The organism is Oscillatoria sp. FACHB-1407 (assembly GCF_014697545.1).
Classification (GTDB): Bacteria; Cyanobacteriota; Cyanobacteriia; order Elainellales; family Elainellaceae; genus FACHB-1407.
Genome location: NZ_JACJSA010000020.1, coordinates 112,617 through 127,608, shown reverse-complemented (window position 1 = coordinate 127,608; position 14,992 = coordinate 112,617). Strand labels below are relative to the sequence as shown.

Here is a 14,992-nt window from a genome sequence, read left to right as displayed (position 1 = left end):
ATCCTTGGACAGAAGAATCTGTCACACCTGACACGCCCGTCAATTAAGGACCTGTCACCTCACGATTGACCGTTTCGATCGCACGACGAGCAACCGCCTCAGGAATCCGCAGATAGTCGAGTGTGTTATTGATTTCTTGACCGTCTGTCAAAATCCACTCAACCATTCTCTTGATTGCAGCCGCTTTACCAGCTTGTTCGTACTGACGATAAACCATCAGCCAGGTCAAACCAGAAATTGGATATCCACGATCAGGATCACCAACAAACACGCGGAAGTTATCAGGGAATTCAACTGCTGATAACGCTTCTTCAGTTGCCTGCAAGGAAGGAGCAACAAATTGACCTGCTTTGTTCTCTAGGGATGCAACTTGTAAGTTGTTTTGCTTAGCGTAAGCATATTCAACGTATCCGATCGCTCCACGAGTTCTAGCGACCTGTGCAGCCACACCCGGATTACCACGACCTGTAATTGGGTTGGTCGTCCAACGAGGAGCCGTACCAACGCCAATACGACCTCTAAAGTAGGGGCTAACAGCACTGAGGTTGTTAGTGAAGATGAAAGTTGTACCACTACCATCGGCACGAACAGCTGTGCGAATTGGCAGGTCAGGCAAGTTCACTCCAGGGTTGTCAGCAACAATCCGAGGATCGTTCCAGCGAGTAATCCGACCAGAGAAAATATCGGGATAGACAGAACGAGACAATCTGAGGTTGTCAATTCCAGGCAGGTTATAGGTGATAGAAACTGCTCCACCTGCTGTGGGCACGAGGATGATACCACGATCGACTTGTGCAATCTGAGCATCCGTCATTGCCGCATCGCTACCACCAAAGTCTACGGTTTCAGCAATTGTCTGACGGATACCGCCACCACTACCGATGGCTTGATAGTTAACTCGAATGTTGGGATTTGCGCGAGTAAATTCGCTGAAATAACGCTCGTACAATGGTGCGGGGAAGGTTGCACCAGCACCATTGAGACTAATGGCACTTTGAGCATAGGTGGACAAAACAGGGCTAAGGGCGATCGCAGCAGCGACCATCACCGCAAGGAGAATGCGGCGGAGAATTTTACTGCGAAGAATGTTGGAAAATACCATTTCTCTTTCTTCCTCTAACAGGAAACCACTATGTTGTTGAATACACAATTCACGTTTTCAAAGAACAAGGTACAACTTGTCTGGTTAAATTAGTTAATTGCAAAATTAATATCTGTTTAAGGTTTGATTTAGCGGAGGTAAAATACTTTGATTTGCCCATTTTTCCTAAAAAAAATAACTCAAAATCAATGAATATTATTTCAACTTATCTTGATATAAAACACGAAACCCCCCTTCAAAAATATCACGGCTTCCCTTCAACTAACCGCTGAAGTTTTAGATAACCTTCTTACTGAGAAGAGTCTCTAAATTTTGAGCTTCTCCAGGCTTACATTACTTTTGATGTCGCCCAAATCTTTGTATAATCGGTTTTTTTGATGCTATACAAAAATCCCTACAGGTCACAGCTAATAGTTTTGTCAGAGCATTTATCCGTTATCTCTAACTTTCTTGCCGCTTTCATATTAGGATTATAAAAATAGGATTTGGTTGAACTTTAAGGTTTCTATTAAACTCCTCTTAATCTAGATGAAAGTTTCAAGACAGATCGGAGATGGAGTACCATACTACATTTTCCGTTGGTACAAGTGATTCTTTCAAATTAGGAACCTCTATTCTCAAAGATTCAAATCGTTTGGTATCATCCTCACCTTGCAAAGTGGCTGATTCAGTTCTTTAATCAGGTCAGATTAGCTTGTGTATCAAGCGATCGCTCATTTTCATTTTTGAAATTCATTCATTCTGGGTGTTATTCAACGATTTCCGTCAAACATGGCTCAGTCTTACCCTATGAAAAACTTGCAGTCTTCAATGCAAGCCTGGCTCCGTCCAATGCTCCTCCTTTCCCTGGTCCTGCACGGTCTATTGTTCTTTGTACCGTTTGGATCATCTGAGCCTGAAGCCCCAGCAGAGCCAGAAGAAGAAACTGTTACGCTGACCCAGTTACCCCCTGCGGATCAGCCCGTTGCTCAACCATCCCCCTCACCCCGAGCAACGCCCGCTCCTCGTCCGCGTCCATCCGTATTGCCCCGAGCACGGGTAAACGCGCCTCCAGCTCGCCGCAATGCTCCTCCTCCGGTGCGATCGAACCGTCAGGAACCTGTAGCAGCGGCTCCAACAACCCCAGTCGCTCCGACAGCTCCCCCCGCTAATGACTTCTTGCGCGACTTCCCTCGCTATCCAGGGGCACGCACCGGAACCGTAGGCTTACCTCCTGCCTTTGCCTCGCAGGGGCAAAATACGTCAGATGCCATTCGTGCTGTCGATAGCTGGTTTGAACGAGAACTGGCTGCTAAAGGCTACACGGCTGCCGCTTTTGAAAGTGAAGCTAATCGTGTGGTGTACGAGGTATCCCGCCAGGGGACGACACAGTACTTGACCTTGCTCTCAAACCCAACGGATGTAGGAACCAATATTCTCATTACGCCGCAACCTTTACCGGCGGATCTGGGCAGCGTTAGTGTTGAGCCTCCAGAGGTAGCCCAATTCTTTACCGAATTGCCTATTCCAGATATTGACGCAGATAATCCTAATCCTGCATTTGAACGGGTCAGTGAACCAGGTCTATTGCTGAGCCAACCCAATGCATTTTTTGCCAGTCTCGGATCTGATGAGGGTGGGTTTTATATTGAGCCAGAACTCCGGTCTGAAGTGCGTCGAGCTGTCGTAGCACTTGGGCAAACTGATCCGCAAGCTCTTTTCACCAACGAGTTACAGAATTTGCTAGAGATTGGTGCCTATGAAATTGCTCCTCAAGGCAATTATGGCGGGGGATTGTTATACCAACTCCAACGAGATGGGGTAACAGGTTACATCAGTCTTGTACCTGCCACAAACGGTCGAGATACGGTGATTTTTGTGTGGGAAAAACCCCCACAGTAATTCCCCAAAGAACGACATCTCCAATTGCTTTGAGCAATTGGAGATGGAGATTACGGCTTTAGCCTCCTGGCGGTTGCTGTACCTAATTTGCAGTACTTTCGACACCCAGAGAAACACGACCACCCCCGACATCTCGCATGACTTTGAGCACATCTGCTACATCCCGGTAGGTTAGTGAGCGATCGGCTTTGAGGGTTACCATTCCTTCTGGGTTTTCCTGAAAGTAGGTTTGCATTTCTTGCACTAGTTGGTCAGTAGTTGCGACTTGATTGCTGAGTAAGATTTGCTTTTCTGCATTCAGACCCACAACAAGCTGTGCCATTGAGGCATCTTCCCCCTCTCCTTGTCCTTCACCCCCAGATGAGTTTGCCTCTGGCAAGAAAACATTGACAACCTGACCTGTCAGCGTCATTGAAACAATGATGAAAAAAGTCAGAACGGTCATCAGCACGTCCATCATGGGAATTAGATTGACTTGTGGTAAGTCTTTGTTACCCTGTCGATTGTTAAACCGCATGATTGTCAAATCGGGTGGCTAAAATTTCTCTATTCGATTGCCAGGGAAACGCGATCGCCCCCAATTTCCTTCAAATCTCCCAACAGTCTGATTACCTGCTCATAAGGCAAGTCAGGTGAGGCTTGCAGAACTACAAATCCCGCACGATTACTAGTCAGATAAGCCTGAATTTGAGGAGATAGTTGGTCTTCGGTGAAAGGTTGATTGTTGAGCAATAGCTGTCCCTGAGCGTCTAATTGTACGATTAGAGGGTCAGGTTCCGCTGTAGTGGGAGGAGCATTCTCAGCACTGTTAGGTAACTCAACCTCAACCCCTTGTTCTACAGTTAGAGTCATCGTGATCATGACAAAGAATGCCAGAATGCCCATCATCACGTTGAGCATTGGGGTCAACTCAATCTCAAGCATTTGAGAGTTTTTGTTGCGGTCTCTGAATCTCATAATGCGATCGCTCAACTTCCTCGATCAGGAGCCATGACCAACACCACTAGCAGTGAGGACGTTATGCTCTTTGTCTTCTTCTATCAGAGCAGGCTCATACCAATCTTGACGGTAGATCAGCTCTAACTCAGACCCGACATTGGAAAAGTAGTCCATCTGCTGAGATTGGAGTGAAACCAACGCCCGAAAAAATCCCAGAGCAATGATTGCAACAATCATTCCTGCTGCGGTCGTGATCAACGCTTCCCCAATCCCCGCTGCTGCTGCCGTTGCTTGCTCGGTTGTACCACCGCCGCCCACATTGAGGTTGTTGAAGGTATTGATTAGACCCGTTACCGTTCCCAACAGACCTAACAATGGAGCAAGTGCCACCACAGTTTCCAGGAGCTTGTCTCCCTTTCGCATCTGGGCAAACTCGCGATCGCCCGCCGCCTCCATGGCTAGCCGAAAAGTTTCAGCACTGGCATTTTTCAACTTCAACGGAGCTAACAGAAAGCGGCCAATGGGGAGATCTTGCGCTCGTTCAGCGATCGATGCTGCCTTGTCAAGATCGTAGCGAGCGGCTTCTAATACATCGTGAACAATACGCTTTTCTTGAGACAAAAACTTGTACCAGAACCAGCTTCGTTCCAAACCACAGGCGATCGTGGCGACAGACAACCCCACCAAGGGGATCATAACAGGACCACCTTTGACAACCAATTCAAACAAAGTAGACATAAAATTCGGCAGGGTTGAGAGTTTGGAAAGCTTAACAAATCGGGGTATTCACCGTTAGCATACCTGAATTACCTGTCACCCTGGTTAAGAAAGGGTAATGAAGATCCTAACTTGAAATTAATTCACTTAATTGAGAAGTATTGTCGTTTATCCCTCTTCGGTCACTCTCTTTGTCAACAAATTTCTTACAAACCTCGTTGCCAAACTCTTGCTTAGAAATGGAGTGACGGAGGCTCTGCCTCTAATGCACACGCTAACCCTAAATTCTGAACCATCCTTTATCGGTGTTGCTGAATACAGATAGGCCTGATGCACTTGAAGCCTAAAACTTTGTTCTCCCCCTTAGCCCCTCTTAAAAAGGGAAAATTCTGGAAGCCCCCTTTCTAAGCTACGGTGTACACACATCTTTGCTCTGTTAATGAGACACTCGGTTACTGAATAAGGTTGAGAACCAGGCATTGGGGGAGTCTCCCCCAAACCCCCTAGCAGAAGGTGTTTCAGTGAACCCAAAGACCCGCTTCGCATCAGTTCCAAGTACGGGTGTTTCTGGTTAAGTCAAGACCCGTGGCAAATGTCTCTTTTTTCCTTCTTCTCTCTTCTCTTTTCCTTTTTCCGTCTTCTCTTTTCCTTCGTCTTTTCCTATGTCTGAGCCATCGCCTATCTCTACTCCTCGTTCCCCTCACTTTTGGGAGGAACGTTATCAAACCGGATCAACCCGATGGGATTTGGGGCAACCTGCTCCTCCCTTCGTCCAGTTGTTGCAATCAGCAGATGCACCTCCGCCCGGACGGATGGCAGTTTTAGGATCAGGAAAAGGACATGATGCCCTCTGGTTCGCCAAGCACGGATTTGAAGTGGTTGGGTTTGATTTTGCTCCGTCTGCGATTGCCCAATCAACTGCTTTAGCAGAGGCACAGGAGATTTCTGCCCAATTTCTACAACGCGATATTTTTGAGCTACCTCACGAGTTTGCCAATCAGTTTGATTATGTTCTGGAGCACACCTGTTTTTGCGCTATTCCCCTGGAACTACGCTCTGCCTACGTGCATCTGGTCAGGGATCTGTTGCGTCCTCATGGGGAACTGATCGCCCTATTTTGGTTGCACGATCGCCCCGATGGTCCCCCTTTTGGCGGTCGCGTAGACGAGATTCATCAGCGATTTAGTCCTGATTTTGAAATTCTGTCACTGAAGAACGTGACGGATTCCGTTGCAAACCGTCAGAATGAGGAATATTTGGGACGATTGCGTGTTAAAAAAACGTAATTCTGTTGAAAACAGTCAATAGTATGGTATCCCTATAAGGCAAAATCACGCGATCGCTCCTGGCTTTTAGCTATCGTATTTAAAAATCAGACTTAAGCCATTTCACTTAAACCCGCTCAATCAAACCACGAATGTTGAATTCGGCATCAGAGCAGTCCCCTTCTAATGACAAATCCCCTTTGGCGCAGTGGTTGCGCCGAATGCTTGAGCGTGGTGGCATTTGGGTGCAGTTTCGGATCAAAGGCAACCACTTGCATGTGTTGTGTGAGAGCAAGCCCTGCCTCAATCGAGCGATCGCCCTCAATCGACTGATCCCTGCGCTATATCAGACCGACATCAACAGTTTTTTGCCCGCAGACCATCCACCGATTTATCAGGTGTTGCTCTATGGGCGCACGCTGGGTGAGGAGCGACCTGCCTGGTCTTATCGGATTCATCTCGACCAACTCGATCGCCATCTGGAGCAGCTAAAACAATATCGGGCTAACTCCAGACTGGCTCTATCCACCGCCACCCGCTCAACGGGAACCCACACCGCTACAATCGCCCCTGATGCGGCCTCAGTTAGAACGTCTGATGCAACGGGGGGAGCCATCGTGCTCTCTACTCGCAGCCAAGCAAAACGAGGACATCCCAATGCGATCGCCCGTTACCTGAGTGAGCGCATCAGCACACTGGGCATTGCCGTCAGAGTCAGCGTTAAAACTTTGCCCTTTGAAACCACCGTTCCCACCCCCGGTTTATTGAATACGGTGTCGGTGAGTCGAGTTTCGACGCGACGGCTCTGGATCGTCTGCGAGTCGCTCTATAGTCCTGACCCTGTTGCGATTGGGGAGCCAATGGCGCGGCAGTTGCGCGATCTGGAGTTAGATGATTTTCGCGATGCGGTGATCTGCATTCAGGTGACCGGGGAGGCAGAACCCGACTGGCTTTTGCGTGTAGACTTGACCCCTCCTGTGGAGATGCTGCGGGAACGGGCACGCTGGGGTGATGTCGGGGCGATCGCCCGACTTCTGCGCCATGCCCTGAGCGATCGCGACATTCAACTGTCAACCAGCACCCTCAGAGATGCAACGTTGCATCTCTCATGTTGTCTGAATCCTCGTATTTCGACCACTGAGGCACCGGATCAGGCAACGGTACGGGCAATTATCGCGCCACTCCTGGAAACCCTGGGACCACAGGGTATTCAAGCAGCAACGATCTATGGACAGGCCATTGGGGAAGAAGCACCCGCCTGGATCGATTGGCTAAACCTGCCTGCTGCTGAACACGCTGCCCTGGCGGAACCCACCTTAACCCTGGCACAACAGGGGGATTGGGATGCGATCGCCTTCTTGCTGCTGTGTGCGCTCAATCCTGATCTTGACCAACAAATCGCCACCGGGGGGATTCGCATCCAACTGTTGCAGCGCGAGGATTTGCTGCACATCATGACCGATGCTCCCGTTTGCCCAGATCAGCAGCGAGTCAGCAGCACCATTGTCAAACTGCTGAAGCGGTTCCATCTTCCTGGCATTTTGGGGATTCGCATCTATGGGCGACGAGCGGGGCAAAAGCGTCCTCTCTGGAGTTACGGCGTAGACTGGGGATCGCGCAACCGTCTCGTCCCAGAACCCGCTCCAGAGTTTGCCGCAACGGATGTCTATGTTGCCGATCTGGTCGCTCAATCCAGCGATGAGATTTTGCGGTCTGAGTTGACCCCCGCCGATCTGCGCGATGCCTGGAAAACATTCCGCGAGAAATTGGGGCAAAAGATGCAGATGGCTCTGGTGCGATCGCAGTTGTTTGCGCCCCTACCCGAAAACCAAACCCTGGTGTCCCCTGCCCCTGAAGAATCGGCTTTGAGTCGCTATACCCCATCTCACTATCAGGGGGCAAAAGTGGCTCTGATTTGGGGCACAATCGGGATTTTGTTGACCTTCCAGGGCGATCGCCTGCTGCACCACCTGAAAGAACGCCAATCTGTAACCCAGGTCGTCTCACCGCCTGTGGTCGCTGTTCCCCTGCCGGAAACCTCCCCCGACACGACCACTCCCATCAGTCCTGTGTTGACGGATGAAGACACCTTCATCGAGGAAACTCCGTTAGCCGAAGCCCCTGCAAACGCCTCAGCATTAGCCGCAGAGTCTCCCTTTCCCACCTTCAACAGCGAACAGCTTGATCAAAAAGTTGCGCTTTATCACCAACTCACGCTCGACTCAGGCCCAACCGATGTATTAATCGTCGGCAGTTCCAGAGCTTTGCGGGGAGTTGACCCTGTTGTGTTAAAGCAAGAACTGGAGAAATTAGGTTACACCGACGTCAGTGTGTTTAACTATGGGGTGAATGGGGCAACCGCTCAAGTCATTGATCTAATTGTGCGGCGCATTCTCACCCCAGATCAGTTGCCCCGGTTGATCATCTGGGCAGATGGAGCCCGCGCCTTTAACAGCAGCACGTTGGACGTCACCTACAACGGCGTTGTGCTGTCAGAGGGCTATCGCGCTATCGTTCAGGAAAACCCCAACCTCTCAGCTGAAGAAACCCAACTGAGTGAAACAGAAATGCCGGGCGTTGCAGGAACCGAGGGGTTTGGAGCCTCGTTAACGGCAAGCTATCAAGAAATTGATGGATGGCTTAGCGATCGCCTTGCCAGTATGTCTGCTGCTCACACCGATCGCGATCGCCTCAAAGCAATGGTGCAGCAGGGGCTTACCGCATGGCTACCAGAGCCATCCCCCATCGTGCCGACTGGAGAAGACCCCAATGACCCGCAGTCGTTAGCCAATGCAGGTCAGGGGTTGATTGATGTGAATGGATTTTTGCCTCTGGCTGTGCGATTCAATCCCGCCACGTATTATCAGCAATATGCCAGAGTCGCCGGAGCCTATGACAGCGACTACAAGGATTTTCAGATTGAGGGCAAACAGGCGATCGCTCTACAAAACTTGCTCAACTACACGCGATCGCACAATGTCCCGGTTGTGTTTGTAAATCTGCCGTTGACCGATGACTATCTTGACCCCGTGCGCTTGCAACACGAGCAAGAATTCAGGCAGTACATGCTGAACGTGTCGCTGACTCAGCAGGGGTTGATCTTCCGTGACCTGGGTGAACAGTGGGTCGATCGCTACACCTACTTCTCTGATCCCAGCCACCTAAACCGCTATGGGGCACAAGCCGTCTCGACCCGCCTTGCACAAGACCCAATGATCCCCTGGTTGCCCTAAAACGGATATAGCCGTAGCCACATTTGATAGGGCGGAGACGAGTCAGAAGCCTTCCCATCCAGGGTTTGAGCCATTGCCTTTGCCTTACGCTTTCTGACCACACCTATATTAGTGCAAACGACAGAGAATTCAGGGTTTGCCCAACTGACCTGAATGCTATACATCCTGTACTCTAAATTCTCTAGCACGAATAAATCTAAAGATTACATGTAGATAATCAAAAATCTCCGTAGAATTCGGTACTTTCTGAGGAACTATAGCCGTAGCCATATGCTATGGGGCGGAGGCAAGTCGGAAAGCTCCCCCAGAATCAGGATTTGAGCCATTGCCTTTGCCTTAAGCTTTCTGACCAAAGCTATATGAACTCCTCTGCTGACTCAGCAGACGTCGTTTCAAGCCCTTTACGAGGATCGACACAGAAGATGCCAATTGTTCTCAATTTGCCACTGTTCCAGAATGTGTTTTACGAAGGAACGGATTTGTCTTCGGGAATGGACACTTCCATCAACATTCCACCTGATCTAATTACAGCTATTCAAGCTGCCTATCCCAACGCAGACTTACATAGCTCTTTTCTTTCAATCACAAGTACTCTGGACAGCCGTTCTTTAGCCACACCGGATGATTTTAGCTATGGGTCTTTAGACATGGCAGTTCATCTGGATGGAACCGTCACAGTGCGACTTCCTCAGAGTATGGACGACACAGACTATGAACCGGATGAATCCTTTACCTTTGACAACCCGACGATCTCTGGATTAACCGTCTCAACACCGGACGAAAACTTCAACCTGTCTGAATCGGATGTCAACAAGCTGCTGTCGTCCTATGGTGGCATTTCCTTTGTCGGTGGAACTTATGTAGGAGCAATCTTAAATGACGATCGCCCCTCACCCTCCAACACATAATCCTTAATCCAAAAAATCAGGCTCTTCTCGAACAATCTTGTCGTAGAGCGGTTGAAAACAAAACCAACCCAAATGAGGAGTACCCACTTGAGTCTGCGTCAGGCGTGCTACGTCTGGCGCAATTTTGTGGGGGTTACCGATGGATTCTGCCATGACTTGCACTTGACAACTGCGCTCCATCGTGATGAACCACCAGGCCGCCTCATCCACTGTGTGCCCGACCGTCAATAAGCCGTGATTTTGCAGAATGAGAGCTTTGCGATCGCCCAAAGTGCTGGCAATTCTCTCTCCCTCAGATGTCTTTAAAACAACACCTGTGTAATCGTTAAACACCGCATGGTCTTCATAAAACGCACAGGCATCCTGGGTTAGCGGGTCTAACAATCGTCCAAAGGCTGACCATAACTTGCCATAGGTCGAGTGAGAGTGCGCTGCTGCAACTACATCGGGACGCGCCGCATGAACGGGGGCATGGATACAAAATGCTGCTTCGTTGACAAAGCCATTGCCCTTTATGACATCTCCTTCGCTGCTGACCAGCAGCAAATCGGACACACGAATATGCCCAAAATACATACCGAAAGGGTTGACCCAAAAATGATCAGCAAATTCGGGATCGCGCACGGTGATATGACCCGCAATTCCCTCGTCAAAGCCATAACGGGCAAACAGCCGAAACGCAGCGGCTAACCTTTGTTTGCGGTGTAGCCGTTCATCTTCAACCCGCTCAAATACAGGGGGAGTTGGGAACTCAAACTTAGACATAGATCGTTGAGATGGAATGCTGCGTCCATCATACGGCATGGTCTATCGCTGGAGAGTTAAGAGTCTTGACTGAGGAGTTAAGGGGGTTAAGGCAATGCTGGCTCCCAATCTCACTACGGTTGATGACAGATGCCAAATACCGAAGTGTAGCCATGTAAAAAGGTGGCATCACCAACAGGACCAATCTCCCCTCCACAAAAGAAGCCACTCAGTGGGATGTTTTTCAGATAGCGGTTAAACAGTTGGGAGTCGAAATTGGCTTTGCCATAGAGCCCTTCACCCCTACCCATACAGGAAAACATCAACGCCCCCGCAGGCGAGGCTTGAGTCGGAGAGTCAGCCCCCAGCAATAGCTGGTTGTCGTAGCGTTTTAGCAGCATCTCCAAATCTTCGGCAGAAGTGTGGGCATCGCGCAGGTGAAACTGAATTCGCTGACCGGGACGAACCCGATCACCGATGGCGATCGCCCCATTGCGGGGATCTACTCCCAACAGATTGCGGATGAGAAAATCGCCATGTTCCAGGTTTTGCTTGAATTCATTGCGGGCAACGCCAACAAACAGGGAGTGCTGCGCCAATTGGCGATCATCTTCACTCAGGTCTTGAAAAAGCTCCTGCAAGATTTCTAGCGGGGTGCGGGGTTGCCCAGAAGCACCGATCTGATTGGGGAAATTTTCCTCCAATTTCAGTAGGATGTTGCGATCGCCCTCAACCACCTGATAAGGCTGCCCAATGGGGCGACATCCCTGAGCTACTATCGTCTCCAACACAATGTTTCCGCTCAGAGCAACGCCTACGACCCCTTCGCGATGCAATTGGTAGTTGTGGAACAACCCACTACTCTGGCGCATGGCTCCAACGCTGGCTAAACCACCAATTTTGGCTGATCCCGGATAGGCAAAATCCAATCCTTGAAGCAAGTCGTTGATCCCCGATGAGAAGGGATCTGCCAGCAAAACAAACTGGGGTTGATCCTGGGGAGGCACTCCGACCAGATCAACCCATGCACTGGGAGGACTATCAAGATCCGGCAGGTTGTCCGGTGCGATATGAAAGGCATGAACTTTGACATCGGGCAGACAGGCTAAACACAGGCTGATCGCCGCTTCCTCTTCGACTTCCTGAGTTTGCCCAGTTGCATCAATGCCAATCACACCACCGCCACTGCAACCGATGAGCGTGGGTACTGACAGATACTCTTGCAACAACGGCATCAGACGAGAATATTCGCTGGCAAACGCCGATGAGATAAATACCAATCCTAGGTCAGGAGGAGATTGCAGCGATCGCTGAGTTTGCTCAACCACCTCTTTAATCGCCGTTTCCAACGAAGGACGGGTTGACAATCCACTAACCCATTGCATTGGTTGATTCATCGCTGTCATTGCCATTTCCCTTGGGAATTTTATCGATCCTATCAGTCCTCAGAGTTGTCAACTATAGAAATTCACTCAGGCTTGAGTTAGAAATGGTTCGAGGTTCTATCCATCATTCTACTGAGTAAAATTGCTTACGAGGATAGAGGCAATTCTTCCTGTAGGCGTTAATATATGTATAGAGAACTATTAATCATAACGCGCAAACGCAGAGATAGGAAAGTTAAATCTTAAATCTATAACAGGATTTTGCTCCGATTCACCAAGTTTGTGTGTTATTAGAAGATAGTTACCCGCCAGCTACAGCCTAGTAGCTACCAACGGCAGACTTGGAAACCCCCAAGTAGACCAAGTCATTCAGAGTAAGAATGCTCTAATATACCGATGGACATAAGTTGAGACAGCCAAAATCTATGAACGATATCCACAGCAAAATCGAACAAGAACGTGACGAAGCTCGCAGTGTATGCGAGATCAAGGGTGACGGCTCTGTTGAATGTGCCGCTGCTTGGGATGCAGTTGAGGAACTGCAAGCTGAAGCTGCTCACCAGCGGCAAAAAGAGACTCCCAAGAACTCTCTTCAGCAGTATTGTGATGCAAACCCCGAAGCTGACGAATGTCGGATTTACGACAACTAAGCTTGATTGGTCTGGCATTCTAACTAGCCATTTGAGAGAGGGCAGCACCCGTGTGCTTGCCCTTTTGTTTTTGAACTCAGTTCTTACAGCCCATTATGGTTGAACCGTCCGTGACGCTAACATTGCCAGATGCAGACACAACCCACGAATTGGGCGTAACCCTGGGGCGATCGCTCCTAAGTGGCACGACCCTACTGCTCGACGGTGACTTGGGCAGCGGCAAAACGACTCTCATCCAGGGAATTGCAAGCGGGTTAGGCATTACAGAACCCGTGGTCAGCCCAACCTTCAATCTGATTAACGAATATTTTGAAGGGCGAGTACCGCTTTATCACTTTGACCTGTATCGGCTCTCTCCCAGTGAGGTTATTGCGCTCACTCCAGAATTGTATTGGGAAGGAATCGAATACCCTCCTGGAATTGTGGCGATCGAATGGGCAGAACGCCTTCCGTACCATCCCGATCGCTATTTGCAAATCTCCCTTAAGCATGATGTAGCAGGTCGTCAAATTGCTTTGCTTTTTAAGGGCGACTTCGAGCCTGAATTCGCTCGTCTGATTACTCTTAAATTGTAAGAATCCTTCCTAATAAAACACCCTTTCAATCATCGTTTCTACAAACTGAAATGTTTGTCTAACCGCGTCCAATCAGTCCTGTTTGCTAAGGGTAAAGCATTTCGTAAACGAGCCTTGCAAGTGACTTAGAAGCTTCTTGCTGGAGGCTTTACCCCTGTAGATACCGCCACTCCATTGGCAAATATGGTGTAACTCGTCAAAAATCGATATACACTAAAACAGCAACAAATTACCAATTTTTTCCATCTGCATTAACTCAGATAAAGACTCCACTAGCGAAGTTAAATGGCTTCCTGGTTTCCTACACTTAAGAGAAGCAGATGATGAGGACACAACCATGTTTGAACTGCTAACACGAGTTTTGCTTTGGGTACTGATTGTCACCATCATCTGGTATATCTTCAGCCGATTTATTAACAAAGTTTATCTAACCTGGTTAGGTGGATTAATCGTATTTGCCTTTATCATTCTGGCTTTTTTAGAACCGACCAATAAAACCGTTGGAACCGTCTGGAGCATTTTGTCTCTGCCGCTGAAACCTCTGGGACTCGCGATTTTTCTATTACTCAATTCACTCAAGGAAGGCACTAAAAAAATCGCGGCTAATCAGGTTGTAGCCGCTCTGTTGGTTCTATTTTTCACCAGTACACCGATTGTGTCGTATTGGTTAGCCTCGCAAACGGAGCGATCGGCATCCACAACCGTGCAACTTCAAGGGGATAGTCCTCCAAATCCTTCTACAGTAAGGGCGATCGTCATTCTCGGTGATGGTACCTCACCCGCCGACCCGACTTATGGAGTCCGCACGCAATTCAGCAGTCCTGAAGATGGCTTCGGTACAGGATTGGTGTCGCGGCTCTATTACGCTGGTCAGATCTATCAAAACCTGGCAGCCCAGGGCAACACTCCGTTGGTGATTGTGAGTGCTGGACCTCAACCTGACAGCGGTGCAGAAGGGGCAAACCGAACCGAAGACACGATCAATCTGCTCGTGAGTGCGGGAGTGCCAGAAGAGCGGATTTTGATTGAGCCTGAAGGGGTTGATGTGCGAAGTAGTGCGCTTGAGGTTGAACAACTCTTAGTGGAACGCGGCTATGAAAAGGCAAATGATACGATCGTCTTAATCTCGCCTGCGATTAATATTCGCCGAGCTACCTCTGCCTTTGCTCAGGTGGGCTTGCAGGCACAAGCGCGACCAACTGATTTCTTTGCCTTTCAACTGCGAGAGGGAAGGCGATTAGCTCTCCTATCCGATCTGGTTCCGAATGTTGAGGCACTTGCTTTAACCACTCGTGTTGTCGATGAATATCTGACATCAGTTTATTATTTCCTGCGGGGTTGGCTGTTAAATCCGGTGTCCTTCTAGGTCGTTCTCAGTAGTTAGTTGTCAATTGCTCATGACACAGAGTGACGAACACTTCTCCCCACGCTCAATCACTGCTCATCGACTAATAGCCATCACTTATAAGCTACTGATTCGTTAACCATTGACTATTAACCATTAACTATTGACTGTTAACCATTAACTATTGACTGTTGACTATTGACTATTGACTATTGACTGTTGACTATTGACTATCAACTCCTCACTAC

At 49.0% G+C, this 14,992-nt stretch carries 13 protein-coding genes; 7 read left to right on the top strand and 6 right to left on the bottom strand.

Annotated elements, in window-relative coordinates; genetic code table 11:
* Positions 1 to 43 precede the first annotated feature (43 nt).
* Positions 44 to 1,102 carry a phosphate ABC transporter substrate-binding protein PstS gene (gene pstS / locus H6G89_RS26215; protein ID WP_190512149.1) on the bottom strand — a complete coding sequence of 353 codons (1,059 nt, stop codon included), beginning with the start codon at positions 1,100 to 1,102 and terminating at the stop codon, positions 44 to 46.
* 810 nt (positions 1,103 to 1,912) lie between these two features.
* On the opposite strand from pstS, the gene H6G89_RS26210 reads away from it, so the two are divergent.
* Positions 1,913 to 2,983 carry a hypothetical protein gene (locus H6G89_RS26210; RefSeq protein WP_190512147.1) on the top strand — a complete coding sequence of 357 codons (1,071 nt, stop codon included), beginning with the start codon at positions 1,913 to 1,915 and terminating at the stop codon, positions 2,981 to 2,983.
* A gap of 82 nt (positions 2,984 to 3,065) precedes the next feature.
* On the opposite strand, the gene H6G89_RS26205 is transcribed toward H6G89_RS26210, so the two are convergent.
* From H6G89_RS26205 to H6G89_RS26195, 3 genes are read right to left on the bottom strand one after another with little or no spacing between them, the layout of a single operon-like run.
* Positions 3,066 to 3,500, bottom strand: coding sequence for an ExbD/TolR family protein (locus H6G89_RS26205; RefSeq protein WP_190512145.1), 435 nt, complete (start codon positions 3,498 to 3,500; stop codon positions 3,066 to 3,068).
* A 29-nt stretch (positions 3,501 to 3,529) separates the two neighbouring features.
* The gene (locus H6G89_RS26200) at positions 3,530 to 3,940 is read right to left on the bottom strand and encodes an ExbD/TolR family protein (protein ID WP_190512142.1); all 411 of its coding nucleotides are present in this window, start codon (positions 3,938 to 3,940) and stop codon (positions 3,530 to 3,532) included.
* A gap of 24 nt (positions 3,941 to 3,964) precedes the next feature.
* On the bottom strand, positions 3,965 to 4,660 hold the full coding sequence (locus H6G89_RS26195) for a MotA/TolQ/ExbB proton channel family protein (RefSeq protein ID WP_190512140.1): 696 nt from the start codon (positions 4,658 to 4,660) through the stop codon (positions 3,965 to 3,967).
* A 641-nt stretch (positions 4,661 to 5,301) separates the two neighbouring features.
* Between H6G89_RS26195 and H6G89_RS26190 the strand changes: the two genes are divergently transcribed.
* The 3 genes from H6G89_RS26190 to H6G89_RS26180 all read left to right on the top strand — a co-directional run bounded on the left by H6G89_RS26190 (position 5,302) and on the right by H6G89_RS26180 (position 10,045).
* Positions 5,302 to 5,925 carry a methyltransferase domain-containing protein gene (locus H6G89_RS26190; protein WP_190512139.1) on the top strand — a complete coding sequence of 208 codons (624 nt, stop codon included), beginning with the start codon at positions 5,302 to 5,304 and terminating at the stop codon, positions 5,923 to 5,925.
* A gap of 131 nt (positions 5,926 to 6,056) precedes the next feature.
* Positions 6,057 to 9,137 carry a DUF1574 domain-containing protein gene (locus H6G89_RS26185; protein WP_190512137.1) on the top strand — a complete coding sequence of 1,027 codons (3,081 nt, stop codon included), beginning with the start codon at positions 6,057 to 6,059 and terminating at the stop codon, positions 9,135 to 9,137.
* 422 nt (positions 9,138 to 9,559) lie between these two features.
* Positions 9,560 to 10,045 carry a hypothetical protein gene (locus H6G89_RS26180; RefSeq protein WP_190512135.1) on the top strand — a complete coding sequence of 162 codons (486 nt, stop codon included), beginning with the start codon at positions 9,560 to 9,562 and terminating at the stop codon, positions 10,043 to 10,045.
* Positions 10,046 to 10,048: 3 nt separating this feature from the next.
* Here the strand turns inward: H6G89_RS26180 and H6G89_RS26175 are convergent, their stop codons facing one another.
* Both H6G89_RS26175 and H6G89_RS26170 read right to left on the bottom strand, forming a co-directional pair.
* Positions 10,049 to 10,810, bottom strand: coding sequence for a class II aldolase/adducin family protein (locus tag H6G89_RS26175; protein ID WP_190512133.1), 762 nt, complete (start codon positions 10,808 to 10,810; stop codon positions 10,049 to 10,051).
* Between the two features lie 113 nt (positions 10,811 to 10,923).
* The gene (locus H6G89_RS26170) at positions 10,924 to 12,174 is read right to left on the bottom strand and encodes an FIST signal transduction protein (RefSeq protein WP_339384546.1); all 1,251 of its coding nucleotides are present in this window, start codon (positions 12,172 to 12,174) and stop codon (positions 10,924 to 10,926) included.
* Positions 12,175 to 12,599: 425 nt separating this feature from the next.
* On the opposite strand from H6G89_RS26170, the gene H6G89_RS26165 reads away from it, so the two are divergent.
* The 3 genes from H6G89_RS26165 (at position 12,600) to H6G89_RS26155 (ending at position 14,765) form a co-directional block, all read left to right on the top strand.
* The gene (locus H6G89_RS26165; RefSeq protein WP_190512131.1) at positions 12,600 to 12,824 is read left to right on the top strand and encodes a Calvin cycle protein CP12; all 225 of its coding nucleotides are present in this window, start codon (positions 12,600 to 12,602) and stop codon (positions 12,822 to 12,824) included.
* A 95-nt stretch (positions 12,825 to 12,919) separates the two neighbouring features.
* Positions 12,920 to 13,399 (top strand): tRNA (adenosine(37)-N6)-threonylcarbamoyltransferase complex ATPase subunit type 1 TsaE, encoded by a 480-nt coding sequence (tsaE, locus tag H6G89_RS26160; RefSeq protein ID WP_190512129.1) that lies wholly within the window; start codon positions 12,920 to 12,922, stop codon positions 13,397 to 13,399.
* Between the two features lie 337 nt (positions 13,400 to 13,736).
* On the top strand, positions 13,737 to 14,765 hold the full coding sequence (locus tag H6G89_RS26155; protein ID WP_190512120.1) for a YdcF family protein: 1,029 nt from the start codon (positions 13,737 to 13,739) through the stop codon (positions 14,763 to 14,765).
* Positions 14,766 to 14,992: the final 227 nt, after the last annotated feature.

Excerpts from the sequence above, each read along its gene's own strand:
- pstS (WP_190512149.1), bottom strand. The coding sequence starts at position 1,102 with ATGGTATTTTCCAACATTCTTCGCAGTAAAATTCTCCGCCGCATTCTC.
- H6G89_RS26210 (WP_190512147.1), top strand. The coding sequence starts at position 1,913 with ATGCAAGCCTGGCTCCGTCCAATGCTCCTCCTTTCCCTGGTCCTGCAC.
- H6G89_RS26205 (WP_190512145.1), bottom strand. The coding sequence starts at position 3,500 with ATGCGGTTTAACAATCGACAGGGTAACAAAGACTTACCACAAGTCAAT.
- H6G89_RS26200 (WP_190512142.1), bottom strand. The coding sequence starts at position 3,940 with ATGAGATTCAGAGACCGCAACAAAAACTCTCAAATGCTTGAGATTGAG.
- H6G89_RS26195 (WP_190512140.1), bottom strand. The coding sequence starts at position 4,660 with ATGTCTACTTTGTTTGAATTGGTTGTCAAAGGTGGTCCTGTTATGATC.
- H6G89_RS26190 (WP_190512139.1), top strand. The coding sequence starts at position 5,302 with ATGTCTGAGCCATCGCCTATCTCTACTCCTCGTTCCCCTCACTTTTGG.
- H6G89_RS26185 (WP_190512137.1), top strand. The coding sequence starts at position 6,057 with ATGTTGAATTCGGCATCAGAGCAGTCCCCTTCTAATGACAAATCCCCT.
- H6G89_RS26180 (WP_190512135.1), top strand. The coding sequence starts at position 9,560 with ATGCCAATTGTTCTCAATTTGCCACTGTTCCAGAATGTGTTTTACGAA.
- H6G89_RS26175 (WP_190512133.1), bottom strand. The coding sequence starts at position 10,810 with ATGTCTAAGTTTGAGTTCCCAACTCCCCCTGTATTTGAGCGGGTTGAA.
- H6G89_RS26170 (WP_339384546.1), bottom strand. The coding sequence starts at position 12,174 with ATGCAATGGGTTAGTGGATTGTCAACCCGTCCTTCGTTGGAAACGGCG.
- H6G89_RS26165 (WP_190512131.1), top strand. The coding sequence starts at position 12,600 with ATGAACGATATCCACAGCAAAATCGAACAAGAACGTGACGAAGCTCGC.
- tsaE (WP_190512129.1), top strand. The coding sequence starts at position 12,920 with ATGGTTGAACCGTCCGTGACGCTAACATTGCCAGATGCAGACACAACC.
- H6G89_RS26155 (WP_190512120.1), top strand. The coding sequence starts at position 13,737 with ATGTTTGAACTGCTAACACGAGTTTTGCTTTGGGTACTGATTGTCACC.